The 25,769-nt window shown below is 61.4% G+C and carries 23 protein-coding genes; 14 read left to right on the top strand and 9 right to left on the bottom strand.

The window, feature by feature from the left end; genetic code table 11:
- The first annotated feature begins 2 nt into the window (after window positions 1–2).
- On the top strand, window positions 3–2,177 hold the full coding sequence (gene katE, locus J5M73_RS00230; protein ID WP_347709939.1) for a catalase HPII: 2,175 nt from the start codon (window positions 3–5) through the stop codon (window positions 2,175–2,177).
- Window positions 2,178–2,233: 56 nt separating this feature from the next.
- On the opposite strand, the gene J5M73_RS00225 is transcribed toward katE, so the two are convergent.
- From J5M73_RS00225 to zur, 4 genes are read right to left on the bottom strand one after another with little or no spacing between them, the layout of a single operon-like run.
- Window positions 2,234–2,953, bottom strand: a complete 720-nt coding sequence (locus tag J5M73_RS00225) for a PA5502 family lipoprotein (RefSeq protein WP_102881442.1) — start codon at window positions 2,951–2,953, stop codon at window positions 2,234–2,236.
- A gap of 37 nt (window positions 2,954–2,990) precedes the next feature.
- Window positions 2,991–3,779 carry a zinc ABC transporter permease subunit ZnuB gene (gene znuB / locus J5M73_RS00220; RefSeq protein ID WP_102862489.1) on the bottom strand — a complete coding sequence of 263 codons (789 nt, stop codon included), beginning with the start codon at window positions 3,777–3,779 and terminating at the stop codon, window positions 2,991–2,993.
- Window positions 3,772–4,557 carry a zinc ABC transporter ATP-binding protein ZnuC gene (gene znuC, locus J5M73_RS00215; protein WP_102881444.1) on the bottom strand — a complete coding sequence of 262 codons (786 nt, stop codon included), beginning with the start codon at window positions 4,555–4,557 and terminating at the stop codon, window positions 3,772–3,774. Before znuC ends, znuB begins: the two co-directional genes overlap by 8 nt.
- On the bottom strand, window positions 4,557–5,039 hold the full coding sequence (gene zur, locus J5M73_RS00210; protein ID WP_060836879.1) for a zinc uptake transcriptional repressor Zur: 483 nt from the start codon (window positions 5,037–5,039) through the stop codon (window positions 4,557–4,559). Before zur ends, znuC begins: the two co-directional genes overlap by 1 nt.
- Before the next feature lie 57 nt (window positions 5,040–5,096).
- Here zur and J5M73_RS00205 point away from each other — a divergent pair, with 57 nt between their 5' ends.
- Complete coding sequence (locus J5M73_RS00205; RefSeq protein ID WP_102862491.1) at window positions 5,097–6,026, top strand: zinc ABC transporter substrate-binding protein ZnuA; 930 nt, start codon at window positions 5,097–5,099, stop codon at window positions 6,024–6,026.
- Between the two features lie 85 nt (window positions 6,027–6,111).
- Here the strand turns inward: J5M73_RS00205 and J5M73_RS00200 are convergent, their stop codons facing one another.
- Together J5M73_RS00200 and J5M73_RS00195 are read right to left on the bottom strand one after the other, a co-directional pair.
- A complete protein-coding gene (locus tag J5M73_RS00200) occupies window positions 6,112–7,062 on the bottom strand; it encodes a homoserine kinase (RefSeq protein WP_102862492.1) in 951 nt (316 codons plus the stop codon).
- A gap of 65 nt (window positions 7,063–7,127) precedes the next feature.
- The gene (locus tag J5M73_RS00195; RefSeq protein WP_102862493.1) at window positions 7,128–7,415 is read right to left on the bottom strand and encodes a DUF2782 domain-containing protein; all 288 of its coding nucleotides are present in this window, start codon (window positions 7,413–7,415) and stop codon (window positions 7,128–7,130) included.
- Between the two features lie 74 nt (window positions 7,416–7,489).
- Here J5M73_RS00195 and polA point away from each other — a divergent pair, with 74 nt between their 5' ends.
- A complete protein-coding gene (polA, locus tag J5M73_RS00190) occupies window positions 7,490–10,282 on the top strand; it encodes a DNA polymerase I (protein ID WP_102862494.1) in 2,793 nt (930 codons plus the stop codon).
- Window positions 10,283–10,693: 411 nt separating this feature from the next.
- Here polA and yihA read toward each other — a convergent pair whose 3' ends face one another.
- Entirely contained in the window at window positions 10,694–11,335 is a 642-nt protein-coding gene (gene yihA / locus J5M73_RS00185) for a ribosome biogenesis GTP-binding protein YihA/YsxC (RefSeq protein WP_207814899.1), read from the bottom strand.
- A 191-nt stretch (window positions 11,336–11,526) separates the two neighbouring features.
- Here yihA and J5M73_RS00180 point away from each other — a divergent pair, with 191 nt between their 5' ends.
- The 7 genes from J5M73_RS00180 to J5M73_RS00150 all read left to right on the top strand — a co-directional run bounded on the left by J5M73_RS00180 (window position 11,527) and on the right by J5M73_RS00150 (window position 18,965).
- The gene (locus J5M73_RS00180) at window positions 11,527–11,817 is read left to right on the top strand and encodes a c-type cytochrome (RefSeq protein ID WP_016963939.1); all 291 of its coding nucleotides are present in this window, start codon (window positions 11,527–11,529) and stop codon (window positions 11,815–11,817) included.
- 45 nt (window positions 11,818–11,862) lie between these two features.
- Entirely contained in the window at window positions 11,863–12,468 is a 606-nt protein-coding gene (locus J5M73_RS00175; protein ID WP_102862496.1) for a c-type cytochrome, read from the top strand.
- A 196-nt stretch (window positions 12,469–12,664) separates the two neighbouring features.
- Complete coding sequence (locus J5M73_RS00170) at window positions 12,665–13,294, top strand: thiol:disulfide interchange protein DsbA/DsbL (RefSeq protein WP_102862497.1); 630 nt, start codon at window positions 12,665–12,667, stop codon at window positions 13,292–13,294.
- An 11-nt stretch (window positions 13,295–13,305) separates the two neighbouring features.
- Window positions 13,306–14,184, top strand: coding sequence for an endonuclease/exonuclease/phosphatase family protein (locus J5M73_RS00165; protein WP_102862498.1), 879 nt, complete (start codon window positions 13,306–13,308; stop codon window positions 14,182–14,184).
- Window positions 14,181–16,388 carry a GGDEF domain-containing protein gene (locus tag J5M73_RS00160; protein WP_207814896.1) on the top strand — a complete coding sequence of 736 codons (2,208 nt, stop codon included), beginning with the start codon at window positions 14,181–14,183 and terminating at the stop codon, window positions 16,386–16,388. Before J5M73_RS00165 ends, J5M73_RS00160 begins: the two co-directional genes overlap by 4 nt.
- Before the next feature lie 101 nt (window positions 16,389–16,489).
- The gene (locus J5M73_RS00155) at window positions 16,490–17,269 is read left to right on the top strand and encodes an N-acetylmuramoyl-L-alanine amidase (RefSeq protein WP_207814892.1); all 780 of its coding nucleotides are present in this window, start codon (window positions 16,490–16,492) and stop codon (window positions 17,267–17,269) included.
- A 76-nt stretch (window positions 17,270–17,345) separates the two neighbouring features.
- Window positions 17,346–18,965: an EAL domain-containing protein gene (locus J5M73_RS00150; RefSeq protein ID WP_102862540.1), complete on the top strand. Its 1,620-nt coding sequence runs from the start codon at window positions 17,346–17,348 to the stop codon at window positions 18,963–18,965.
- 4 nt (window positions 18,966–18,969) lie between these two features.
- Here the strand turns inward: J5M73_RS00150 and J5M73_RS00145 are convergent, their stop codons facing one another.
- Both J5M73_RS00145 and algB read right to left on the bottom strand, forming a co-directional pair.
- Window positions 18,970–20,754 (bottom strand): KinB sensor domain-containing domain, encoded by a 1,785-nt coding sequence (locus tag J5M73_RS00145; RefSeq protein WP_102862501.1) that lies wholly within the window; start codon window positions 20,752–20,754, stop codon window positions 18,970–18,972.
- 10 nt (window positions 20,755–20,764) lie between these two features.
- Window positions 20,765–22,111 (bottom strand): sigma-54-dependent response regulator transcription factor AlgB, encoded by a 1,347-nt coding sequence (gene algB / locus J5M73_RS00140; protein WP_102862502.1) that lies wholly within the window; start codon window positions 22,109–22,111, stop codon window positions 20,765–20,767.
- A 440-nt stretch (window positions 22,112–22,551) separates the two neighbouring features.
- On the opposite strand from algB, the gene J5M73_RS00135 reads away from it, so the two are divergent.
- The 4 genes from J5M73_RS00135 (at window position 22,552) to gltP (ending at window position 25,639) form a co-directional block, all read left to right on the top strand.
- Window positions 22,552–22,836, top strand: a complete 285-nt coding sequence (locus J5M73_RS00135) for a hypothetical protein (protein WP_102862503.1) — start codon at window positions 22,552–22,554, stop codon at window positions 22,834–22,836.
- Window positions 22,837–22,928: 92 nt separating this feature from the next.
- A complete protein-coding gene (locus tag J5M73_RS00130) occupies window positions 22,929–23,093 on the top strand; it encodes a DUF1328 domain-containing protein (protein ID WP_003170804.1) in 165 nt (54 codons plus the stop codon).
- Between the two features lie 2 nt (window positions 23,094–23,095).
- On the top strand, window positions 23,096–23,563 hold the full coding sequence (locus J5M73_RS00125) for an inhibitor of vertebrate lysozyme family protein (RefSeq protein ID WP_102862504.1): 468 nt from the start codon (window positions 23,096–23,098) through the stop codon (window positions 23,561–23,563).
- A 744-nt stretch (window positions 23,564–24,307) separates the two neighbouring features.
- Window positions 24,308–25,639 (top strand): glutamate/aspartate:proton symporter GltP, encoded by a 1,332-nt coding sequence (gene gltP, locus J5M73_RS00120; RefSeq protein WP_102862505.1) that lies wholly within the window; start codon window positions 24,308–24,310, stop codon window positions 25,637–25,639.
- Window positions 25,640–25,769: the final 130 nt, after the last annotated feature.

Genomic DNA, 25,769 nt, shown 5'->3' with positions numbered 1-25,769 from the left:
GCGTGCCAGGGACTTCGCCAACGAGGAGTTTTTGTCTGATGAGTACGAAAAAACCCAATGCCCCGAAAAGCCAGATGGCCGGGACCGATACCCTGGACCGGGGCAACAGCAACATCAAGTTGCAGAGCCTGGAGCCGTTCCGCTCCGACGCCACGGGCCAGGCCCTGCGGACCAATCAGGGGGTGAAGGTCGCTGACAACCAGAACAGCCTCAAGGCGGGCGCTCGTGGTCCTTCGCTGCTGGAAGACTTCATCATGCGGGAGAAGATCACCCACTTCGACCATGAGCGGATTCCCGAGCGCATCGTCCACGCCCGGGGTGTTGGCGCCCATGGCTACTTCCAGAGCTACGACAATCATTCGGCGCTGACCAAGGCCGGTTTCCTGCGCGATCCGCAGAAGAAGACCCCGGTGTTCGTGCGCTTTTCCACGGTCCAGGGACCAAGAGGTTCCGGCGATACCGTGCGTGATGTCCGGGGATTTGCAGTGAAATTCTTCACCGACGAGGGCAACTTCGACCTGGTGGGCAACAACATGCCGGTGTTCTTCATCCAGGACGCGATCAAGTTCCCCGACTTCGTGCATGCGGTGAAACCCGAACCCCACAATGAGATCCCCACCGGCGGCTCGGCCCACGACACCTTCTGGGACTTCGTCTCCCTGCAGCCGGAATCGGCGCACATGGTGATCTGGGCCATGTCCGACCGGGCCATTCCGAAAAGCCTGCGCAGCATGCAGGGCTTTGGCGTGCACACCTTTCGTTTGATCAACGCCGAGGGGCGCGCAAGCTTCGTCAAGTTTCACTGGCGGCCGACGGTGGGCACCTGTTCCCTGGTCTGGGACGAGGCGCAGAAGCTCGCCGGCAAGGACACCGACTTCCATCGCCGTGACCTGTGGGACTCCATCGAAGCCGGGGATTACCCGGAGTGGGAGTTCGGCGTGCAGATCATCGCCGAAGAAGACGAACACAATTTCGACTTCGACATTCTCGACCCCACCAAGCTGATCCCCGAGGAACTGGTGCCCATCACGCCCCTGGGCAAGATGGTGCTCAACCGCAACCCCGACAATTATTTTGCCGAAACCGAGCAGGTCGCCTTCTGCCCGGGGCACATCGTGCCGGGGATCGATTTCTCCAACGACCCGTTGCTGCAAGGGCGGCTGTTTTCCTACACCGATACGCAGATCAGTCGCCTGGGTGGGCCGAACTTTCATGAGCTGCCCATCAACCGACCGCTGACCCCTTTACACAATGGTCAGCGCGACGCCATGCACCGCAGCACCATCGACAAGGGGCGGGCTGCCTACGAGCCGAACTCCATTGATGGTGGCTGGCCGAAAGAAACCCCGCCGGCGGCCCAGGATGGTGGTTTCGAGAGTTATAACGAGCGCATCGATGCCCACAAGATCCGCCAGCGCAGCGAGTCGTTCGGCGATCACTTCTCCCAGGCACGGCTGTTCTTCAACAGCATGAGCAAGCACGAGCAGGAACACATCATCGCGGCCTACAGCTTCGAGCTGGGCAAGGTCGAGCGGCAGTGGATCCGTGAGCGGCAGGTAAACGAAATTCTCGCCAACATCGATCTGCACCTGGCCGCTCGTGTGGCCGAGAACCTGGGCCTGGCGGCGCCGAAGAAGGCCACTGTGGCTGAGCGCAAGACGTCGCTGACACGCTCGCCGGCCCTGAGCCAGGCGAACCTGCTGCCGGGTCATATCAAAACGCGGAAAGTGGCGATTCTTGCGGCCAACGGCGTTGATGGTGCAGCGATTGACGCGTTGAAGAAGGCTCTCACGGCCGAAGGGGCGCACGCTAAGCTGTTGGGGCCGACCTCGGCACCGGTCACCACCGCGGACGGCAAGCGTTTGCCGGTGGATGCTTCCATGGAGGGCCTGCCGTCAGTGGCGTTCGACGCGGTGTTCGTGCCGGGCGGTGCGCAGTCGATCAAGACCCTGAGCGGCAATGGTGTGGCGCTGCATTACCTGTTGGAGGCCTACAAACATCTCAAGGCCATCGCCTTGCACGGCGAAGCCCGGGAGCTGCTGGCGGTGCTCAAGCTGGAAGCGGACAAGGGCTTGATCGTTGGAGGAGATGCCAAGGCATTCAAAGCGTTCTTTGCCGCCATTGGGCAGCATCGGGTCTGGGATCGAGAGGAAAAGGCCAAGGCAATCCCGGCCTGAACAAACTTTCGCCGACCAGCCCGCTCCCGGTAGGAGCCGGCTTGCCGGCGAAGGCTTTACTGCGCCTTGCGCGGGCTCAAGACCATCTGCGCCGGTACGTGGCGCACGATCTGTCGGCTGATCTTCTGTTCAAAGTCGGGGTCGAGCTTCTTCACCCGCTTGCCGAGCAAGGTCGACAGCCAGGGATAATCCTCGGTGCGCGGCACCTGGATGCTCACGTCGCACTGATAATTCACCACATCGGTGGCCAGCGCATCGAGCTGATGACGCAGCTTGCGGATATCGGTGACGTTCAAGGCGATGGTGGTGCTCTGGGCCGCAGGATCGATCAGCTTGGCCGCTGGGCGCGCTTCGGCAGCCTTCAAGGCGGCTTCGGCCTGGTCCAGCTCGGCCTTGCGTGCATGAGCGATGGCGTTGTTGACACCACCGGTCAGCGCCGGCGCCTTGGGCATCAGCGCCCGAGCCCGACTCAGGGCTGTGGCCGCGGCATTCACATCGCCCTTTTGCAGGACGATCTGGCTGCGCTGCAGATAGGCTTCGGCAATCTGCCGCTGGTATTGCACCAACTGTGGGTCGTCAGGCGTTTGTGCCTGCAGCGCACTGAGTTGGTCTTCAGCGGTGGCCAGCTCACTGCTGGCAATGTTTTGTTCCAGCTGCGCGATGGCCGAGGCCCGCGCATCGGGGACCTGGGTGGTCGCCGGTGGCGTGCTTTGGCAGGCCCCCAGCAGCAGGGAGAATGCGACAAGGAGCAGATAACGGGAGGCGAACGGCTTCATTCCTGCGACTCTCTAATTGCGCAAAAAGCGAGCAAGTCTACACCCCTCGACGGGGCAGAACAAAACTCAGCAGAAACAATGCGGCGGCCGTGACCACGATCGACGGCCCGGCCGGGGTGTCCTTGAACCAGGACAGCGCCAGCCCGCCGCACACCGCGAGCATGCCCAGCAGGCTTGCGCCCAGGGCCATCTGCTCTGGCGAACGGGCGTGACGCTGTGCCGCAGCGGCCGGGATGATCAGCAACGAGGTAATCAGCAATACCCCGACAATCTTCATTGCCACCGCAATCACCACGGCAATCAACAGCATCAGCGCCAGGCGCAGCGAAGCCACGGGCAGGCCTTCGACCTTGGCCAACTCCTCGTGCACGGTGATTGCCAGCAGGGGCCGCCACAGTGCCACCAGCAGCAACAGCACCGCTGCGCTGCCGCCGAGAATCCACGCCAGATCGCCCGGGCTGATCGCCAGCAGGTCACCGAACAGGTAGGCCATCAGGTCGATTCGCACTTCATGCATGAAGCTTAGTACCACCAGGCCCAGGGACAGGGTGCTGGGAGCAAGAATCCCCAGCAGCGTGTCGGATGCCAGAGGCTGGCGTTGTTGCAGGGTCACCAGCAGCACCGCCAGCAACAGGCAACCTACGGTGACGGCCACGGCGGGGCTGACATCCAGCAGGAAACCCAGGGCGACTCCCAGGAGCGCAGCATGGGACAGGGTGTCGCCAAAGTAGGCCATGCGCCGCCAGACCACGAAGGACCCCAAGGGGCCGGCAACCACCGCCAGGGCCAAACCTGCGAGCAGGGCGTAGAGCAGAAAATCAGCCATGCTTGCAGTTTTCTCCGTGGACATGGGGGTGGCCCGAGGCGGGCTGGGTGACCACCGAGCCATGCAGGTCATGGGCGTGATCGTGATGGTGGTGGTAGATCGCCAGGCTTGGCGCGTTCTTGCCAAACAGCTCGACGAAGGCGGGATCGCCGCTGACCTGTTCGGGGTGGCCCGAGCAGCAGACGTGGCGGTTCAGGCAGACCACCTGGTCGGTGGTGCTCATTACCAGATGCAAGTCATGGGAGACCATCAGCACGCCGCAGCCATGCCGGTCCCGCAGGCGAGTGATCAGGCTGTAGAGCTCGGCCTGGCCGGCGACGTCAACGCCTTGTACCGGCTCGTCGAGTACCAGCAGTTCAGGCTCGCGCAGCAATGCCCGGGCCAGCAGCACGCGCTGCATTTCGCCGCCGGAAATGCTTTGCACCGGGCTGTCGATCACCTGCTCGGCGCCGACTTCCTTGAGGGCTGCCAAGGCTCGGCTGCGATCCACTCCCGGCACCAGGCGCAGAAAGCGCAGCACCGACAGGGGCAGGGTCGGGTCGACATGGAGCTTTTGCGGCATGTAGCCGACCCGCAGCTTGGGCTTGCGCCAGACGCTGCCGCTGTCGGGCTTGAGCAGGCCCAGTACGGCGCGCACCAAGGTGGTCTTGCCGGCGCCGTTGGGGCCGATCAGGGTCACGATCTGCCCGGGCTCGACGCTGAGCTGGATGTTGTCCAGGACGTTCTGCCCGGCAAAGGTCACCCCGACCTGCTCGAGGCGGATCAACGCAGTGCTCATCAAGCCCCCTGGCAGCCCGAGCAGAGTCCGACCACTTCGACGGTCTGGCCCTCGACCACGAAGCCGACGTCGCGAGCGCTGGTGATGATGGCGTCGCTGATGGATTTCTGTTCGAGCTCGATGGCGGCGTGGCATTCGCGACAGATCAGGAACTGGCCCTGGTGCGCGTGTTCCGGGTGGTTGCAGCCGACGAAGGCGTTAAGCGAGGCGATGCGGTGTACCAGGCCGTTTTCCAGGAGGAAATCCAGGGCCCGGTAAACCGTTGGCGGGGCGGCGCGGCGACCGTCCTGCTCGCTGAGTACGGCGAGAATGTCGTAAGCCCCCAGGGGCTTGTGGCTTTGCCACACCAACTCCAGTACCCGCCGACGCAGGGCGGTCAGGCGCAGGCCTTGCCGTGCGCACAGGGCGTCGGCCTCAGACAGTGCGCTGTGTACGCAGTGAGAGTGGTCGTGTGGACGGCTGGCAAGGGGTGTTTTAGGCATGAGCGGCGACGAGGTTTGTGAGAGACGTTATTATGTTACCCGTTCTCGCCTCTTCGAGTGTCCATCGTGCCCACACTTTTTCGCCTTTTTGTCGCTTTTACCTTCAGCTTGTTCGCGATCGGCTCGGCCCAGGCCGAAGTCCGGGTACTCACCAGCATCAAGCCGCTGCAACTGATCGCGGCGGCGGTGCAGGACGGCGTTGCGGTTCCTGAGGTGCTGCTGCCGCCGGGTGCGTCGCCGCACAACTATGCGCTGCGTCCGTCGGACGTACGCAAGGTGCAGAGTGTGGACCTGCTGTACTGGATCGGCCCGGACATGGAGGGTTTTCTGCCGCGGGTCCTTAAGGGACGCACCCTGCCCTCGGTGGCGGTGCAGGATCTGCCGGGCATGAAGCTTCGCCATTTCGCCGAAGATAGCCACTCGCATGCCGAAGAAGCCGACGAACACGATCACGATCATCGCCCGGGAACCCTGGATGCCCACCTGTGGCTGTCGCCGATAAATGCCCGGGTGATCGCGGCGCGCATTGCTGCGGACTTGAGTGCTGCCGACCCGGCCAACGCTGCCCGTTACCAGAGCAATCTGAAAGCATTCAATGAGCGTCTGGATGCCCTGGATACCCGTTTGAAGGCTCGTCTGGCGGGGATCGCCGGCAAGCCCTACTTCGTTTTCCATGAGGCATTCGATTACTTCGAGGACGCTTATGGCCTCAAGCACGCCGGGGTGTTCAGCGTTGCTGCGGAAGTGCAGCCGGGTGCGCAGCACGTGGCGGCCATGCGCGCGCGTTTGCAGCAGGTGGGCAAGACCTGTGTGTTCAGCGAGCCGCCTCTGCGTCCGCGGTTGGCGGAAACCCTGGTGGCCGGGCTGCCGGTGAAACTGGCGGAGCTGGATGCGCTGGGTGGTTATACGCCCGCGACCGCTCAGGGCTATGAGCAGGTGCTGGAGAAATTGGGGAACGATCTGGCGGGCTGTCTGGAGCAGCTTTAAGCAGGGATTGTTGTGGGACGACTTTCGCGGGCCAGCCCGCTCCTACAGAGTGCACCTGTAGGAGCGGGCTGGCCCGCGAAGCGTTTTACAGGGCGAACGGCAGCGTGAGGCTGACCTGTTGCCGCTGTGCCAGACGCTGCTGGAACTCCATTGGATCGTGAATCAGTACGTCCTGCCCGGCGAAACTCTCGGCGGCAATCAGTCGTGACAGCCAGAAGCGCACGCAGGCTACCCGCAGCATGGTCGGCCAGAGTTCGGCCTCGGCCGCAGTGAATGGTCGCAGCGCCGCATAGGCACCCAACAGCGCCCGGGCCCGTGGTCCGTCGATCACGCCTTCGGCGTCGGAGCACCAGTCGTTCAAGGCAATGGCCACGTCGTAGAGCATCGGCCCCGAGCAAGCGTTGTAGAAATCGATCAGGCCGGTCAGGTGGGTGCCTTCGAACATCGCGTTGTCGCGAAACAGATCGGCGTGGATGTTGGCCCTGGGCAGGGCGAGGATGCTGGTCTTCTGTTTGGTGATTTCATCCAGCGCCCGCTGCAGCAGGTCTTGAGCGGGAGTATCGAGATGCGACAACAGCTGGGTGCCCTCCTCCTGCATCCAGTCCAGGCCACGATCGGTCTTGCGTTTGATCATGTTGTCCTTGGTCGCCACGTGCAGATGCCCGAGCAACTCACCCACCTGGGCACAGTGCTGGGCGTTGGCTTCCTTGATGTGCTTGCCTGCCAGGCGCGGTTGCAGCAACGCCGGTTTGCCAGCCAATTCCCGCAGGGCCACGCCGTCTGTGGTGCGCAGCGCATAAGGCACCGGCAGGTCGGCCTGGTGCAGCACGTCCAGCAGTTCGATGAAGAACGGCATTTCCTGGACCGGGCCGCGCTCCACCAGGGTCAGGACGAACTCGCCCTGCTCCAGGCTGATGAAGAAGTTGGTGTTTTCGCTACCAGCGGCGATCCCCTGGAAGTCAAGCAGGCGGCCGAGCCCATAAGGGGCGAGAAAGGTTTCCAGCTCGGGCCGAGCCAGGGGGGTGAACACAGACATGGTTAAAAACTGCCAGTACGGGCGCCGCTATCGAGCCAGCGCCAATGAGTTGAAGTCGGAGTGGTTTACCACTCAAAGATTTTCCACGAAGGGATCAGCATATCCGGCTGATCCGAACGGATGAAGTTGCCGTCGGAGCCATCGGCGCGCACCAGGAAGTAGGGTTTACCGCCCTTGGGCGTGACTTTGATGGCGTACAGAAAGCCATTTTGCCGGTATTCCTGGATGGTCTTGTCGCCTTCCGTGCGAATGGTCACTTCCGGGTCCGCTGACGGCGCATCTTCTGCGGCGATCACGGCCATTGGAGCGATTGCAATCAAGCCGGCCAGCAGCAAGCGATTTAGTGTGCGCATGATAACCTTGTCCCTTTGTCGTCAACGGTCCCGCTATTCTAGCGCCGGACCCGCCGAAAAGGTTGATCCTGCTCATGAGCCAAGCCCCCCTCGTCCTGGTGGACGGTTCTTCATATCTGTACCGCGCGTTTCACGCGTTGCCACCTCTGACCACCTCCAAAGGCCTGCCTACCGGCGCGGTCAAGGGTGTGCTGAACATGCTCAAGAGCCTGCGCAAGCAGTATCCGGACAGCCCGTTCGCGGTGGTCTTCGATGCCAAGGGCGGGACCTTCCGCGATGACATGTACGCCCAATACAAGGCCAACCGCCCGAGCATGCCCGATGACATGCGGGTGCAGATCGAGCCGCTGCACGCCAGCGTGATCGCCCTGGGCTTCCCGCTGCTGTGCGTGGAAGGGGTCGAGGCCGATGACGTGATCGGCACCCTGGCCCGCAGCAGCGCGGCGGCGGATCGCCCGGTGGTGATTTCCACCGGTGACAAGGACATGGCCCAGTTGGTCGACGGGCACATTACCTTGGTCAACACCATGTCCGGTAGCAGCATGGATGTGGAAGGCGTGAAGGAGAAATTCGGCGTCGCTCCCGAGCAGATCATCGATTACCTGGCGCTGATGGGCGATTCTTCCGACAACATTCCGGGCGTACCGGGTATTGGTCCGAAGACGGCTTCCGGTTTGCTGGTCGGGGTCAATGGCGGCCTGAAGGAGCTCTACGAGCAGCTTGATATCGTGCCGACGCTGCCGATTCGCGGCGCCAAGACCTTGCCGGCCAAGCTGGAAGAGCACAAGGAGATGGCCTTTCTCTCCTATCAGTTGGCGACCATCAAGGTAGACGTGGCCCTGGATGTGGGGCTGGATGACCTGCACTTGCGCGAGCCCGACCGCGAGAAACTGGCGGAGCTCTACAGCCTGCTGGAATTCAAGAGCTGGCTCGATGATTTGCAGCGTGACGCCAAGCGCGTCGAGCTCAGCTCTGCCGAGGCGCCTGAGGCGGTGGCAGAGCAACCGGCAGCGGCGGAGCAGGCGCCACTTGAGTTGCAGTACGAAACCATCCTCGACCAGGAGCGTTTTGCGGTCTGGCTGGAGAAGCTGAAAAACGCCAAGCTGATTGCGTTCGATACCGAGACCACCGGTATCGATGCACAACAGGCGCAACTGGTGGGGCTGTCCTTCTCGGTCAAGGCCGGGGAAGCGGCCTACGTTCCGTTGACCCACTCCTATATGGGCGTTCCGGAGCAGCTGGATCGCGACACTGTGCTGCTGGCTTTGAAGCCGTTGCTGGAAGACCCCAAGCTGCTCAAGGTCGGTCAGCACGCCAAGTTCGACATGAACATCCTGGCCAATTGCGCCATAGGTGGCGATCAGGCCAATGGCATCACTGTGCGCGGCATTGCCTTCGACACCATGCTCGAATCCTACGTGCTCAACTCCACCGCCACTCGCCATGACATGGACAGCCTGGCGCAGAAGTACCTGGACCACAGCACCGTGAGCTTCCAGGACATTGCCGGCAAGGGCGCCAAACAGCTGACTTTCGATCAGATCCCCCTTGAGCAGGCGGGGCCGTATGCTGCTGAAGATGCCGATGTGACCTTGCGTCTGCACCAGGTGCTGTTCGAGAAGCTGACAGCCATTCCGAGCCTGGCCAGCGTATTGACCGATATCGAGATGCCGCTGGTGCCGGTCCTGGCGCGTATCGAGCGTCAGGGCGCTCTGGTGGACGACAAGCTGCTGGGGCTTCAGAGCATCGAGCTGGGGGACAAGATGGTTGCCCTTGAGCGCGAGGCTTTCGAGATCGCGGGTGAGGAGTTCAACCTGGGCTCGCCCAAGCAACTAGGGACGATTCTCTACGACAAGCTCGGCCTGCCGGTGCTGAAAAAGACCGCCAAGGGCCAGCCTTCTACGGCTGAAGAGGTGTTGGCCAAGCTCGCCGAAGACGACTATCCGCTGCCTCGGGTGTTGATGCAGTACCGCTCCATGAGCAAGCTGAAAAGCACCTACACCGATCGCCTGCCCGAGCAGATCAACCCGCGCACGGGGCGTATCCACACCTCCTATCATCAGGCTGTGGCGTCTACCGGGCGTCTGTCCTCCAGTGATCCGAACCTGCAGAACATCCCGGTGCGCACCGCGGAAGGTCGGCGTATTCGCCAGGCCTTTATCGCCCCGGCCGGTTACAAGCTGCTGGCGGCGGACTATTCGCAGATCGAGTTGCGGATCATGGCGCACTTGTCCCGGGATGAAGGCCTGCTCAATGCCTTCCGCAACAACCTGGATGTGCACACCGCTACGGCTGCCGAAGTGTTCAAGGTGGAGCTCAAGGACGTTACGTCCGATCAGCGTCGCAGTGCCAAGGCCATCAACTTTGGTCTGATCTATGGCATGGGCGCGCAGAAGCTGGGCAAGGATATCGGCGTCGATACCAAGCAGGCCAAGGCCTACATCGATACCTATTTCGCCCGCTATCCGGGGGTTCGCGAGTATATGGACCGTACCCGTGCCCAGGCGGCGGACCAAGGGTATGTGGAGACCATCTTCGGTCGCCGGCTGTACCTGCCGGAGATCAACTCCAACAAGCCGCAGGAGCGTGCCGGGGCCGAGCGCACCGCGATCAACGCGCCGATGCAGGGCACGGCGGCGGATATCATCAAGAAGGCCATGGTGGCGGTGGACAACTGGCTGGAGTCCTCGGGGCTGGATGCCCGGGTCATTCTGCAAGTACACGACGAACTGGTACTGGAGGTGCGTGAGGACCTGGTGGATCAAGTACGTGATGAGATTCGCGGCTACATGAGCGGTGCCGCAACTCTGGATGTACCGTTATTGGTTGAAGTCGGTGTGGGAAATAACTGGGATGAGGCCCACTAAGGGCTCTTTTAAGCGGTTTTTGCCGCGGCATAGTGTCGCGGTAAAAGCTGGCCAGGGGCTATTAGCACGGAAAATTTCATCGTTTATTGCCAATAGTTTTTGCAATCCGCCGGAACTAAATCGGTGAAAGCTCACTCAGAGTTACTGAATGGCTGGTGAAGCCCTTCGATGCTCCTATGTTGTGTTAAGTGTTGGCAGATATCTGGACCCCGCCCTAGCGGTCTAGAACTTGAACCCCGAACTTCCCCCTCCCCATACGAAGTCCGGGGTTTTTTTTGCCTGAAAATTGCCTGCGCGGCGACCATGCTGCTTTAAAAAGCGGCGGGAAATGCTCATTTAGGCCCCTAAACTCCGCTTTCCCGCCGCTTTTTGCCTTGCCTGATCACCGCGCAGACAATTTGAAACTCTTTCTCAGACCTCGGTTTCGGCGCCTTTGTCGGCCAGTTCCATCCAGCCTGCCAGCACGGTGTAGGCCTCTTCCAGGCCCATGCGCTTGGGGGCCGAGAACAGTTGGATGGTGACCGCTTCGCCCCAGCCCTTGCGGATCTGCGACTGCACCTTGAGCAGGGTGTTCTTGGCTGCGCCATAGGTCAGTTTGTCGGCCTTGGTCAGCAGGATGTGCATCGGCATGCCGCTGGCGACCGCCCAGTCCAGCATCAACAGGTCGAAGTCGGTCATGGGATGACGGATGTCCATCATCAGGATCAAGCCCTTAAGGCTCTCGCGGCTGCCCAGGTAAGCTTCCAAGTGGCGCTGCCAGTGCTGCTTCAGCGGGATCGGTACTTTGGCGTAACCATAGCCCGGCAGGTCGACCAGACGGCGATCGTCGTCTAGCTTGAAGAAGTTCAACAACTGCGTGCGACCCGGTGTTTTCGAGGTGCGTGCCAGGCTGGCGTGGGTCAGGGTGTTCAGGGCGCTGGATTTACCGGCGTTGGAGCGCCCGGCAAAGGCCACTTCAAAGCCGTCATCGTCAGGACATTGGTCGACTTTGGCGGCGCTGAGCATGAACGTAGCCTGTTGGCACAGACCGAGGATGGGGTTCTTGAGTTGCATGGGATTTCCGATAGGGGCGATGCCGAGAGTGGACGCGGCGAGCGGTGTCGTTTCCGTTTCAGTAACGCCAGTATATAATGCCGCAGATTTTGTGTGCGCTTTGTCCCAGCGTAGGATGAAGTTCACGAGAGCGATAAACCTTGAATGCGCATTAGAACGCAGCACGCTCTCAACCCTGAAAAGGTCGTTTTATGACGAAATGGCTGCTAGCTGCCGGTGTCTTGATGCCGCTTTACAGCGCTCAGGCTACACAGGATCCGGAAGCTGTGTACAACCGTGTTTGTGGGGCTTGTCATTCCGGCCAACTACCCACGGCGCCCCGCAAGGGCGACCAGGAAGCTTGGGCGCCGAGGTTGGCGCAAGGTATGGAGACGCTGGTGCAACACGTGACCCAGGGTTTCAAGGCGATGCCGCCGCGTGGTTTGTGCATGGACTGCAGTGCCGAGGATTACCGAGCCATCATCCATTGGATGAGCGAGTGATTCCGGTCCATAACTCTTAACCCTTAGCCGTAGTTGGATTAGCTGATGAACAAATTACTCGTGAGTCTGCTGTTGACCTTGGGCATCACAGGTGTCGCCCATGCCGCAGGCGACGCTGCTGCCGGTCAGGCGAAAACCGCAGTATGTGGCGCTTGCCACGGCCCTGATGGGAACAGCATGGCGCCAAACTTTCCCAAGCTGGCGGGTCAGGGGGAAAAGTACCTGGAGAAGCAGCTGCACGACATCAAGTCCGGCAAGCGGCAAGTGCTGGAAATGACCGGTATGCTGACCAATCTGAACGATCAGGACCTGGCTGACATCGCCGCCTACTTCGCCAGCCAGAAAGGCAGCGTCGGCGCCGCCGATCCTAAAGTCGTGGCCCGTGGCGAAGAACTCTTCCGGGGCGGCAAGCTGGATCAAGGCATGCCAGCCTGCACCGGCTGCCATGCGCCAAATGGCGCCGGTAACGCAGCGGCCGGCTTCCCTCACCTGGGTGGGCAGCACGCACAATATGTGGCCAAGCAGCTGACTGACTTCCGCGAAGGCAACCGCACCAACGACGGCGATACCATGGTCATGCGCAGTATCGCCGCCAAGTTGAGCAACAAAGACATCGAGGCGGTGTCCAGCTATATTCAGGGCCTGCACTAAGGCCTGCTCGATCAAGTTGCCGAGGGTGTTGAGCCGCGGCAACGTTAATGATCGATTAATCTGACGGTGCAAGCATAAAGGGTGGCTCAGGCCGCCCTTTTTTATGGCGTCTGCCGCTACACTAGCGAACTCAAGCCCGCCATGATCTGTCTGAATTCAGGTCGCGCGAGGCGCCAAAATTGTCCAGGAGTAAAGCATGCGTAATCTGATTCTCAGCGCCGCTCTCGTCACCGCCAGCCTGTTTGGCGTGACCGCTCAAGCCGCCGAGCCGCTTGAAGCCGGTAAAACATATGTCGAGTTGAGCAGCGCCGTTCCGGTTGCCGTGCCTGGCAAGATCGAGGTGGTAGAGCTGTTCTGGTATGGCTGCCCGCACTGCTACGCCTTTGAGCCGACCATCAATCCCTGGGTTGAAAAACTCCCTAGCGATGTCAACTTTGTGCGTATCCCGGCGATGTTCGGCGGTATCTGGAACGTTCATGGCCAACTGTTCATCACCCTGGAAGCCATGGGCGTCGAGCACAAGGTTCACAAGGCCGTGTTCGAAGCCATCCATAGCGGCAAGAAACTCGCCACTCCAGAAGAAATGGCCGAATTCCTGGTAGCCGAAGGCGTCGACAAGGACAAATTCCTGAGCACCTACAACTCCTTCGCCGTCAAAGGCAAGGTCGAAGACGCCAAGAAGAAGGCTCAGGCCTACCAGATCACTGGCGTACCGACCATGGTGGTCAACGGCAAGTACCGTTTCGACCTGGGCTCCGCCGGTGGTCCTGAAGGTGCGCTGAGCGTCGCCGACCAGTTGATTGCCAAAGAGCGCGCAGCCAAGTAAGCGCCGCCGCCATGCCGCGCTGGGGCTCTGAACGCATCGTTGGCCTGCATGATCCGCAGGTCAACGAGCACCATTTGGCGTCGACCGGCCTGCCGGCGGACAGTCGCCTGCGTTTGCTCAGTTTCAATATTCAGGTCGGTATCAGCACCGAGCGTTATCGCCATTACCTGACCCGTGGCTGGCAGCATCTGCTGCCCCATAACGGACGTGCGGACAACCTGCAGAAGATCGGCAATCTGCTGGGGGACTTCGATCTGGTAGCCCTGCAGGAAGTCGATGGTGGCAGTCTGCGTTCGGGCTACGTCAATCAGGTGGAGCATCTGGCCCAACTGGGTGCCTTCCCTTACTGGTACCAACAGCTCAATCGCAACCTGGGACGCCTGGCTCAGCACAGCAACGGTGTGCTCAGTCGCTTGCGCCCCTGGGCCATCGAAGACCATCCACTGCCCGGCCCCAAGGGGCGCGGCGCGATCCTTGTGCGATTTGGCGAAGGCCCCGAGGCGCTGGTGGTGGTGATGATGCACCTGGCGCTCGGCGCCCGGGCTCGAACCCGGCAACTGGCGTACATCCGCGAGTTGATCGGTGGCTACAAGCATCAAGTGCTGATGGGAGACATGAACACCCACGCCAGCGATCTGCTGGAGCACTCCCCTTTACGCGACCTCAGCCTGTTGGCGCCGCAACTGCAGGCGACCTTCCCCAGCTGGCGTCCGCAACGCTGCCTGGACCATATTCTGCTCAGCCCCAGCCTGACCCTGGAGCGAGTCGAAGTCCTGGCCCAACCCATATCCGATCACCTGCCGGTCGCGGTAGAGATTCGTCTGCCGGGTTCGCTCACGGCCGATGCATTGCCCGCGTTGAGTCCTGCACCTCGCGGAACCGATGAATGAGCGACGACGCCCAACGCTGGAAAGAGAAATACCTCAAAAGTATCGAGCAGCAGGAAAAGCTTGAGCGCCGATGGGCCGCTCGACTGGATTTGCTACGTCGTGGCCTGGTGCGTAGCACCCTGGCGGCGGAGGGTACCGATCGTGCGGTCGACCAGTGCATGAAGGAGATGCGCGAGGTTGTGCGCACCGACGACATGGATGCCGGGCTTGCAGCGCTGTTGCCCCGTCTGGAAAAAGCCGTGCTGGACTCCGAGCAGCGGCGTGAAACCCGGGTCAACCAGATGAGCAGTGCCTTGACCGCCCTGGTCACCCAATTGCAGTCCCTGCCCCTGCCCCGGGAAGTCAGCCGCCCGTTGAAGGCCTTCGCCAAGCAACTGGATGGCCGGGTCAGTCAGGCGCGAGAGATCCCCTTGCTGCTGGGGGAGCTGAGCAATCTTCAGGGCAAGGCCCTGAGCCAGCTGGAAACGCCCGCCGAACCAGATCGCCCGAGTCTGTTGCAGCGCCTGTTCGGGGCCCGTGACGCCGCCGATGCTCCCCAGGCTGAGGCGGTTACGCCAGCGGCGCCTGCTCCTGTCCCTGCGGTGGACTCCCGTCCCCAGGTTGAAGAGGCTGGCGAAGCGGACGAAGTGGTTCGCGAGCATTATCAGACCCCGGCCACGGATTTGCCGGAAGTCGCTGAGGTCCCTCCGGCACCTGTCGCCGTGACACCGGCCGAGCCCGAGGCAGCACCCGCTGCGCAGCCCGCTTCCGAGGCCCCTGCCAAGATTGAGCCCGAAACGGCCAGCGTACCGCCCCCGTCGTCGGTGGTGGCATTCGTGCCACCAGTCCTGGCACAGGAAGAGTCCCTTGGGCCAGCGCCCCAGGTCGCGATCGAAGTGCCTGCTCCGGCTGCAGCCGAGGTCGCGCCTCCGGCCTCTGTCGCCGTCGATGCTTTACCGGTAGCGCCTCTGCAGCCGCCGGCAGAAGTACCCGCCGCACCTCAGAGCGAGCCCGTTCCGCTCAACCCCGATGAGCTGTTGCCGCTTCCCGCGGTTTCCCCGGCAGTGCTGCTCGACAGCCTGCCCTTGCCGCCAGTGATGGCCGAGGCCTTGGCCGCCATCGATCCAGAGCAATCCGAGCACGATGTGCTCTACGCCCTGCCGGACTCTCCTGAGCCCTCCTACAGCTCGGTGGCCAAGCATATCGAACACACCCTGCTGGGACTGCTCGATGACCTGAGTCTGCCGGAACGCCATCGGCCTCAGGCCGAAGCCATGCGTGATCGTCTGCAACATGGCCTGAACTGGTACGAGTTGCTGCCAATCCTCGATGATTTGGCGGTGCTGATGCTGGCAATCACCGATTCGGGCCAGCATGAGTTCGAGACGTACCTCAAACAGCTCAACGAGCGCCTTGAGGCCTTCCAGAGCAATCTGCAGGCGGCCAGTGATGGCCACGCCGACAGCAGCTCGGCGGCACGGGCCATGGACACCCAGATCCGTGAGCAGGTCGATGGCCTGCAGAGCAGCGTGCAGGAGGCGGCAGATCTGGATGACCTCAAGCAGGTACTGGAAAGCCACCTGGAAGGCCTGCTGGGCACCATGGATCACCACCAGAAGCAGCGCGATGAGCGTGAGAAGGAAGTGGCGGCCCGTCTGCAAAGCCTGGCAGAGCGGGTTTCGAGCATGGAGCAGGAGGCCCAGGGCTACCGTGAGCACCTGGAGGAACAGCGGCAAAAGGCCCTGATCGATCCGCTGACCGGGTTGCCCAACCGCGCCGCCTGGACCGAGCGTCTGGAGCACGAGGTCGGTCTATGGCGGCAACATGGCAACAGCTTGCTGCTGGCCATGCTCGACCTCGATCACTTCAAGCGGATCAACGACAACTACGGCCATCTGGCCGGTGACAAGGTGTTGAAGATCATCGCCAACGTGTTGCGCAAGCGCCTGCGTGGCAGCGACTTTATCGCGCGTTTCGGCGGCGAGGAGTTTGTCCTGCTGATGCCCAATACCCCGTTGCCAGCGGGCGCGCGGATAGTGGAAGCGCTGCGAGCGGCGGTCGAGGCGTGTCCGTTCCACTTCAAGGGCGAGCCAGTGACCATTACCGTGTCCGTCGGACTGAGTGCCTTCAAGGCCGGTGATCGCAGCGATCTGGTGATCAAAAGAGCCGATCAGGCGTTGTACCGGGCCAAGGATGCGGGTCGCAACCGGGTAGAGGCAGGCTGAGACGCTTGCCGATTCCTGTCTGAAACCTCGGTTTTGCCCATGGCGTTGGGAGCAGTACGTTACACTGTTGCATTCTTTTCTTCAGCGTACTGCCCTTTGCCATGAAACTTCTTGCTCTTGCTTTTTCGCTCCTGGTCCTCGCCGGTTGTGCCAGCGGTCCGCGTATTGACACCAGCCACCCTTCGGTCAATTACGACCAGCGCGCCCAGTTCATCATCGTTCATTACACCTCGGCATCCCTGGAACGCTCCCTGGCCCTGCTGACCAATGGTCAGGTCAGTAGCCATTACCTGATCGGCGACGACAAGTCCGCCACGATCTACAAACTGGTGGACGAGCAATACCGCGCCTGGCACGCCGGCGAGAGCCAGTGGCAGGGCCGGACCTGGCTCAACTCCAGCTCCATCGGCATTGAAATCGTCAACCCGGGCTTTCGTGATGGTCCCAACGGACGGCTCTGGTATCCCTACAGCGAAGCGCAGATCCAGAACCTGATCGTGCTGCTCAAGGACATCAGCAAGCGCAACAACATCTCCCCGCGTCACATCATTGGCCACAGCGACATCGCGCCATCGCGCAAGCTCGATCCGGGCCCGCTGTTCCCCTGGAAGCGCCTGGCCGACGCCGGACTCGGCCTGTGGCCAAACGCTCAGGCAGTGGCCCGCCAACAGGCGTTTTTTGCCGCCAACCTGCCGAGCATCAGCTGGTTCCAGCAACAGTTGGCGGTCCTGGGCTATGCCACGCCGCAGACTGGCGAACTGGATGTGGCCACCCGCCACGTGCTGGCGGCTTTCCAGATGCACTATCGCCCGGGTCGATTCGACGGCACCCCGGACGCCGAAAGCGCAGCCATCCTGCAGGTGCTCAACCAGACAAAATAATGACGCCGCCGGACGGTTCGGGCCGATTGCTCAATCAGTTGCTATAACTCATTGGTAATCCTTCGGATCTTTCATGATGCCGGTTGCTCGCCAGACCCTGCGTACCTGGTTCCATCGCCCCTGGTTGCTGGCGACGCTGGCGGCTGTGCTGAGCGCGGCGGTGTTGTTGCTGGGCAGTGCCGGAGTGGCCATGCATCAGGTCCAGCAGCGAGAAAGCCAACAGATGAACGCCCAGGGCCAGCGTTTTCTGGAGCGTCTGGAGCAACTGTTCGGGCAACTGCGTGAAGGCCTGGATGTACTGGAGGCCCAGCCGCTGCGCGAGTGCAACGCCGAGCTGATCGAAGCCCTGCAACAGGTCAGCTACAGCTATCGCTTCATTTATGAAGCGGCCTACATGGATGCCACCCAGACGTGCTCAAACTGGCCGCAACAGAATCTCCTGCCCTCGCCCAGAGCTCCGGATATCCGCGGGCCGACCTACAGCTACTGGCTCAACACCTCGACCCAACCCAATGAAAACCTCGCTGCTCTGATGCTGGGGCGGGGCAATTTTCGCGTGGCCACCTCCCGTGGGCACTTGACCGATGTGGTGGACCTGCCGGCCGGTGGCAGCCTGATGGTGGTGGTCGAGCATGGCTCCCGGGCGATTCCGGTACTGGGTCAGGCCCGTTCCTGGCCGCCGGTGGAGCCCTGGCGCGCCAGTCGCGAGGAGCCGCTGCAGGTCACCCCTGACCTGCTGATCTATCGCATGCCCACCCAGAATCCCGAGTACCAGTTGGTGCTGATCACGCCCCGGGCCAGCCTGCAGGCGGAAATACTCGATGGCTGGTGGTGGTTGTTACCGTTCAGTCTGTTGCTGGCGCTGTTTATCGGCGGGCTGGTGTATCAGTTGGCGCGGCAGCGCCAGTCGTTGGGAGCAGAGCTGCAAGGGGCGCTGCGACGCGGTGAGCTGCAGGTGCTGTACCAGCCGATCTTTGACCTCAACAGCAGGCTCTGTGTAGGGGCCGAAGCGTTACTGCGCTGGCGGCGTCCGGACGGCACCCTGACCAGTCCCGATCTGTTCATTCCGCTGGCGGAAAACACCGGGCAGATCCGCCAGATCACCGACTTCGTCCTGCAGCGTCTGCTGGAGCAACTGGGGCACGTACTGCGAGCCAATCCCCAGCTGTATATCTCGGTCAACCTGGCGGCCTGTGATGTCATGGTGCCGCGCATCGGTCAGGTCATGGCGCGGCTTCTGGCCTTGCACAAGGTGGCGGCGCGACAGATCGCCTTCGAGGTCACCGAGCGTGGCCTGATCGACGTGGTGGTGGCGCGCAACAACCTGCAGGCCTTGCGGGATGTCGGGCATCAGGTGCTGATCGATGACTTCGGCACCGGCTACTGCAGCCTGGCCTATCTGCAAAGCCTGCCGGTGGATTGCCTGAAGATCGACAAGGCCTTTATCGACGCCCTTGGTCACGATGCTGCCAGCAGTGGCGTGGCGCCCCACATCATTCGCATGGCCCACGCCTTGAATCTCACGGTTATCGCTGAGGGCATCGAATTCGAGGACCAGGCTTCGCTGCTCAGCAGCGAGGGGGTGAGCTTCGGTCAGGGTTGGCTGTTCGCCCATGCCCTGAGTGCCTTGCAGTTTACCGAGCTGATTACCCGGGGCCGGCGTCTGGTGCCCCGGCGCCTGGATGATGAAGCCTGAAGCCCTAGAGCGGCAGGGCCAGATAGAACTGGGTGCCCTGCCCCGGCCTTGAGTAGACGCCCATGCGTCCACCGTGGAGCTGGACGATTTCCTTGCACAGGGCCAGTCCTAGCCCGGCGCCGCCTTTCTTGCGTCCGACCTGAACGAAGGGTTCGAAGATCCGACCCTGCTGACCGTAAGCGATGCCCTCGCCATTGTCCTCGACGCTGACAATCACCCGTTCGCCATGGCGCCTGGCCTGCAGGCGGATCTGGCCGCCACTGGCGGTATGGCGCAGGGCGTTGTCGATCAGATTGTCCAGGACCCGTTCCAGTTGCGGACGGTCGGCGTGCAGGCGCGGCAGTGGCGCCTGGATCTCCAGCAGCAGGCTGATGTCCTGCCGCTGCGCCTGTTCGTTGAAGCGGCCCTGGGCCTGCTCCAGCAACTCTTCCAGGGGGCAGGGCGCGAGAGTGAGTTTCTGCAGGCCATTCTGATAGCGGGAAAAATTCAGCAGGTCGTTGATCAGTTGCATCAGCCGCTGCATTTCTTCGTTGACTGTATTGAGCAGGTCGGTTTCCCGGGACTCTTCGGCAAAGTGCAGGCGTTCCTGAAGCAGGCCGAAGGCCATGTGCATGCCGGTGACCGGGGTTCGCAGTTCGTGGGAGGCGCGCAATACGAACTCGCTGCGTACCCGCTCGAATGCCCGCTGTTCGGTGACGTCATGCAGCACCATCACCGCGCCGAGAATATGGCCCTGGGTGTGGCTCACCGGGGTCAGGCTGTAGGTCAGCAGGCGCGATTCGCCATCGACCTCGATATCCAGGTCTTCCGGGGCCCGCTCCAGGTTGCCGCCACGCAGAACCAGCTGCAGCTGTTCATCCAGCTCCGGGCGTTGCAGGGCGCTGCCCAGGCCCTGGCCGAGGCGCTCCTGGTCCCAGCCCAACTGCCGTTGGGCCACGGGGTTGAGGTGCTCCAGGCGGCCTTGGCGGTCGATCATCAACAAGCCGTCGTCGATGCTGTCGAGCACCGCCTGCAAGCGCTGCTGGCCAGCCAGCAGTTCGTCGACATTGGTGGCCTGATGCTGGCGCAGGGCCTCGGCCATGATGCCGAAGCGGCGGGTCAGCAGGTTCATTTCCGCGGCGGCCGAGATTGGCAGGGTGACGTCGAAATTGCCTTGGCCGATCTTGTCCGCGGCCTTGGCCAGGGCTTCGATCGGTCCGCCAAAGCGCCGGGCAATGGCGTGGGCGGTGATGAAGCCGATGATCAGCACCGCCAGGCCGACCAGGCCCAGCAAGCCGGCTACCAGCAAGGCACGGTCCCGGGCCTGGCGTTCCACCTGGCTGATGTTGTCCAGGGCCCGCTTGTGTTCGTTGATCAGGCCGTTGCGCAAGGTATTGAAACGCTCGGTCAGCGCCTCGTTGTTGTTCAGGCTCGCGGCAGTGTTGCTGTGCTCGAAGGCCTGGTAGAAGTTCAGGTAGTCGCTGCGGGCCTGCTTGAAACCACCCACGGACGGGTTCTGCTGTTCGTGGGCGATGCCCTGGTCGAGGAGGTCCAGGTAGTGCTGCCGCGAGGCTTCCAGGGCTGCGGAGTCGGGCTTGTTGCTGAGCATGATGATCAACTGATCACCCAGGGTCTGGCGCAGCTTGAGCCCCAGATCCAGGGTGATGAAGTTGTTGCGGATCAACGATTCCTGGGTACTGGCCATCTGCATCACGCTGACCAGCCCGAGCACCAGACCCAGCAGGGCCACGGTGATCAGGGCCGAAATGCTCAGAAACAGCCGGGTCCGCAGTTTCATCGCTAACTTCATAGGGTGATGCTCACAGGTTGTACTGTTTGCGCTTGCGGTACAGGGTCGAAGCGTCGATGCCCAGGGTCTTGGCCGCTTGGTCCAGGGTGTCGCTGGTGGCCAGGACGGCGCCGATATGGGCTTTTTCCAGTTCGTCCAGGCTCAGCGCGGCACCGATTCGCGGGGCGTTGTTGGTGGGCTGTTCGGCCATGCCCAGATGGCTGATTTCAACCCGTTCCTGGGGACAGATGATGCTTGCCCGCTCCACCACGTTGCGCAGTTCGCGGATGTTGCCCGGCCAGCGGTAATTGAGCAGGGCTTCCCGGGCGTTGTCGCTGAAGCCTCGGGCCGGTCGCGAATACTCTTTGACGAAGCGTGCAAGAAAGCGGTCGGCCAGGGTCAGGATGTCTTCGCTGCGTTCGCGCAAGGGCGGCAAGTGCAGGGTGATCACGTTCAGGCGGTACAGCAGGTCTTCACGGAAGCGCCCGTCGCGCACCATGTCCTCGAGATTGAGATTGGTGGCGGCGAGGATGCGCACGTCGGCCCGGCGAGTCACCGGGTCGCCGACGCGCTCGTACTCCTTGTCCTGGATAAAACGCAGCAGCTTGGGCTGCAGGGTCAGGGGGAAGTCGCCGATTTCGTCGAGGAACAGGGTGCCGCCATCGGCCTGGTTGACCCGACCCAGGGTGCTTTCGCTGGCCCCGGTAAAAGCGCCACGGCTGTGGCCGAAAAGTTCGCTTTCCATCAGCTCGGCGGTCAGCGATGGGCAGTTGATGGTCACGCAGGACTTCTTCGCCCGTTTGCTCCAGCCGTGGATGGCCCGGGCCAGTTCGCCCTTGCCGGTACCCGACTCGCCGAGGATCAGGATATTGGCATCGGTGCTGGCCACCTGGCGGGCGGTTTCCAGTACCACTTTCATCGCCGGACTGTGGGAGTCCAGGCCGTCCTTGGGTTTGCGCACTTCGCCTTCCAGGGCTTCCAGGCGCGCCGAGAGCTGGCGCACTTCCAGTTGCTTGGCGGTAGCCAGGCGCAGTTGGTCGGGGCTGCAGGGTTTGACCAGGTAGTCGGCGGCACCGGCCTGGATTGCGTCCACCGCCGTGTCCACGGCGGAGTGGGCAGTGACGATCACCACCCGCATCCAGGGCGCTTGAGTGCGCATCTGGGCCAGCACATCAAGGCCGTTGTCTTCCCCCAGGCGCAGGTCAAGGAAACACAGGTCGAATACCTGGCGTTGCAACAACGTATCCGCCTGGGCCGCGCTGTTGGCGGTGGCCACGGTATAGCCCTCGTCTTCCAGGCAGTAGCGGAAGGTGCGGAGGATGGCGGATTCGTCATCCACCAGCAGGATGCGACCTTGATTCTCCGGCGCTGACTCCATTTCCCAGGCTCCTTTAATGAATGATCTTAATTAGTCCCAGAAAAATCGGGCAAGTTGCAAGGTTGATTCTGATCCATTCCACGGCCTGAAGGTTAGATATCTCCGCCGGAAATGGCTAACAGACTGAAATCCCTAATCTTTTGCCAAGGCTAGACCCTGGGTGGGTCTGTATCAGGCTGTCTGCGGCTCGGCAAAGTTCCCCCTCTGATCTAAAAGCCATGGACTCGGAACGGTCCGATCGTGCATTTCGCACGGTTGGCCGGTGGGGATCGTGCAGGATGCGTGTGAGTGAGTGTCTTTGGGTTGTTGTAAGTAATTGATTTTATTGAATTATTTATATGATTAAAAGCTGGCATGCAGACTGCAATATCCCTCTCATCGTGAAGCGCAAGTCAGGGCTTCCATAACAACATCACCACCAGTGTGGGAGGAGTTTCAGGATGAATCGCCAAGGTCTTGCCCAATTGCGTATCGCGCCACTGCATCTCCAGCAAGGCCTGTTTGCCAGCCTGGCGTTACTGGTCACCTTGATCGCCGGACAGCAGTTCCAGCGTTGGCAGGATAGCCAGGCACCCGCCCCGCGCGTGCCGACTCATCACTTCACCCAGACCCATTTCAGTTCGGTGAGCAGTCAGCTCAACGATGCAACGCCAGTGCAACTGATGGCCGTCGACCAGGCACAACCGGCGCTTGAGGCTCCGCGTCAGGAACGCTGGGTGTTCTAGGCACCAAGGTCTGGGCCGCATTCGGCGGCGCACGACCGGCTCCATAGGCAGCACCCCTGAGCACTATTAATAGAAGAGTAAGGAGAATCATCATGCTGAGCTGGGCAATCACATTCCTGATCATTGCCATTGTCGCTGCGGTCCTGGGCTTCGGTGGTATCGCGGGCACCGCCACGGGTATCGCCAAGATTCTCTTTGTCGTGTTCCTGGTGATGTTCATCGCTTCGTTCTTCTTTGGCCGTCGTGGTCGAGGCTGATCATGAGTCTTTCGTTGAAAACATTGGCTGCCACGTTGCTGCTGGGCGTCAGCGCCCTGGCGTCGGCGGCCAATGATGGCCAGGCACGTACCAACCAACTGCTGGGTTCGGACCCGCAGTTTCGTGACACCTGGCAGGGGGTTGTGCACAAGGAAGAGCGCTTGCCTGAATGGGTGATGAACCTGTCGGGCGATGCTCAGCAACAGATGAACGCAGTGACTGAAGACGGCGATCAGTACCTGGTCGGACCGCTCTGCGAGACTGCGCAGAGTTGTCAGAACCAGCGCCTGATCGTGGCCTTCAGTTTCGACAAGAAGCATGCCTACGCGATGTTGGTGGAGGTGCCTGCGGGCTTGCCTGCGGACAAGTCACCGACCCGTCACGCGAGCTACCGCTTTCTCGGCAAACCCGATGAAGGAATGCGGGCATTGCTTCAGGAGCAGTTGCGCAAAGACCCGAACTGGTACTGAGCGCGCATTGCCGATTTTGCATAACAGCTAGAAGAAAGGGCCGCCCTGGCTCTTTCGACTGTTGCACCACCCGAGGAGGGTGAGTGCATGACCAAGGGGCCGGGACGTTCTGATCCACCGATGATCGGAGTGACCTAGGGGTACAGGGAGTGCCTCCGCAAGGGCCGGGTCAGGAAAGAGCAGCGGCGTAAGCTCTCAGGTCGAGCATCGACTTGACGAGCTTGCGGCGTGCTTGAAGAGCAAAGTCTTGTCCTAGAGCCATCGGTCCGTCTTTTTAGTGATTCCCCAAGGAAAAAATCTTCCTTTGACTCCAGTCAAACGTTTCCTGGTGTTTCTCTGCGACCGTATATCGAGAAACTTTGCGTCAATTGCGCAACCTTTCCGAACGCCCGAATCAGAGTAATCCTAAACTTTTTCAGACCTTTTCCTGACCCTTCCGACAAGCCTGCACGCCGCCTGAAATGGCCGTTTCACGGTATTTCTGCCTGCCGAAATGTCGTATTCGAACCGGTTGGGACGCCCGTTTAGTTTGTAAAAACTCATGCCGATTCGGCATAGGGTAGGCGTTTACGGCATTAGACGCGCCCCCCTAGCATCGGAATAGTTGCGCCTTTTTTCGCCCGCAGAGAGCCGTAAATGCTCGTTCGGGATGACCTTATACGGGGGCCGATGCACAAACTTTTCCGCCATTGAGCGTTCCAGTTCGCGCATCAGCCCGAGTCCAACTGAAGTAAGGGTAATGATATGAAGAAGGCAAAATTAAGCCTCGCCTGGCAGATCCTCATCGGTCTGGTCCTGGGGATTGCAATTGGCGCGCTGCTCAATCATTTCAGTGCTGAAAAGGCCTGGTGGGTCAGCAACGTTCTGCAACCTGCAGGCGATATCTTTATCCGCTTGATCAAGATGATCGTGATTCCGATCGTCATCTCCTCGCTGATCGTCGGCATTGCCGGTGTCGGCGACGCCAAGAAACTTGGCCGCATCGGTCTGAAGACCATCATCTACTTCGAAATCGTCACCACCATCGCCATCGTCGTGGGTCTGCTGCTGGCCAACCTGTTCCATCCGGGCGCGGGCATCGACATGAGCACCCTGGGTACCGTGGACATTTCCAAGTACCAGGCCACCGCCGCCGAAGTGCAGCATGAACATGCGTTCATCGAGACCATTCTCAACCTGATTCCATCGAACATCTTCGCGGCCATGGCCCGTGGCGAGATGCTGCCGATCATCTTCTTCTCGGTGCTGTTCGGTCTGGGCTTGTCGAGCCTGCAGTCCGATCTGCGCGAGCCGCTGGTGAAGATGTTCCAGGGCGTCTCGGAAAGCATGTTCAAAGTCACCCACATGATCATGAACTACGCGCCGATTGGTGTGTTTGCCCTGATCTCGGTGACCGTCGCCAACTTCGGTTTCGCCTCCCTGCTGCCGTTGGCCAAGCTGGTGATCCTGGTGTACGTGGCCATCGCCTTCTTCGCCTTCGTGATCCTCGGCCTGATCGCCCGCCTGTTCGGCTTCTCGGTGCTCAAGCTGATGCGCATCTTCAAGGATGAGCTGGTGCTGGCCTACTCCACCGCCAGCTCGGAAACCGTGCTGCCGCGGGTCATCGAGAAGATGGAAGCCTACGGCGCGCCGAAAGCCATCTGCAGCTTCGTGGTGCCGACCGGCTACTCCTTCAACCTCGACGGCTCGACCCTGTACCAGTCCATCGCGGCGATCTTCATTGCCCAGCTGTACGGCATCGACCTGTCCATCAGCCAGCAATTGCTGTTGGTGCTGACCCTGATGGTCACCTCCAAAGGCATTGCCGGGGTTCCGGGCGTGTCCTTCGTGGTGCTGCTGGCCACCCTGGGCAGTGTGGGCATTCCGCTGGAAGGCCTGGCCTTCATCGCGGGTGTCGACCGTGTGATGGACATGGCGCGTACCGCCCTGAACGTGATCGGCAACGCCCTGGCGGTACTGGTCATCGCCCGTTGGGAGGGCATGTACGACGATGCCAAGGGCCAGCGTTACTGGAACTCGCTGCCGCACTGGCGCAGCAAAGAGAAGCTGCCAGCAGGCGAAGCTTCCAAAGGCTAAGCGCCTCGGTGTAGGAACTGGCTTGCCGACGCAGAGGCCCTCAGGTCCTCTATACGGCTCAGATGCGCCTTCGCCGACAAGCCGCCTCCTGCAACGAACGAACCCCGGATAATCCGGGGTTTGTCGTTTC

The sequence above is a fragment of the Pseudomonas sp. 50_B genome (assembly GCF_017491625.1).
Lineage (GTDB): Bacteria > Pseudomonadota > Gammaproteobacteria > Pseudomonadales > Pseudomonadaceae > Aquipseudomonas > Aquipseudomonas danubii.
This window is presented reverse-complemented; position numbering and strand designations above follow the sequence as displayed.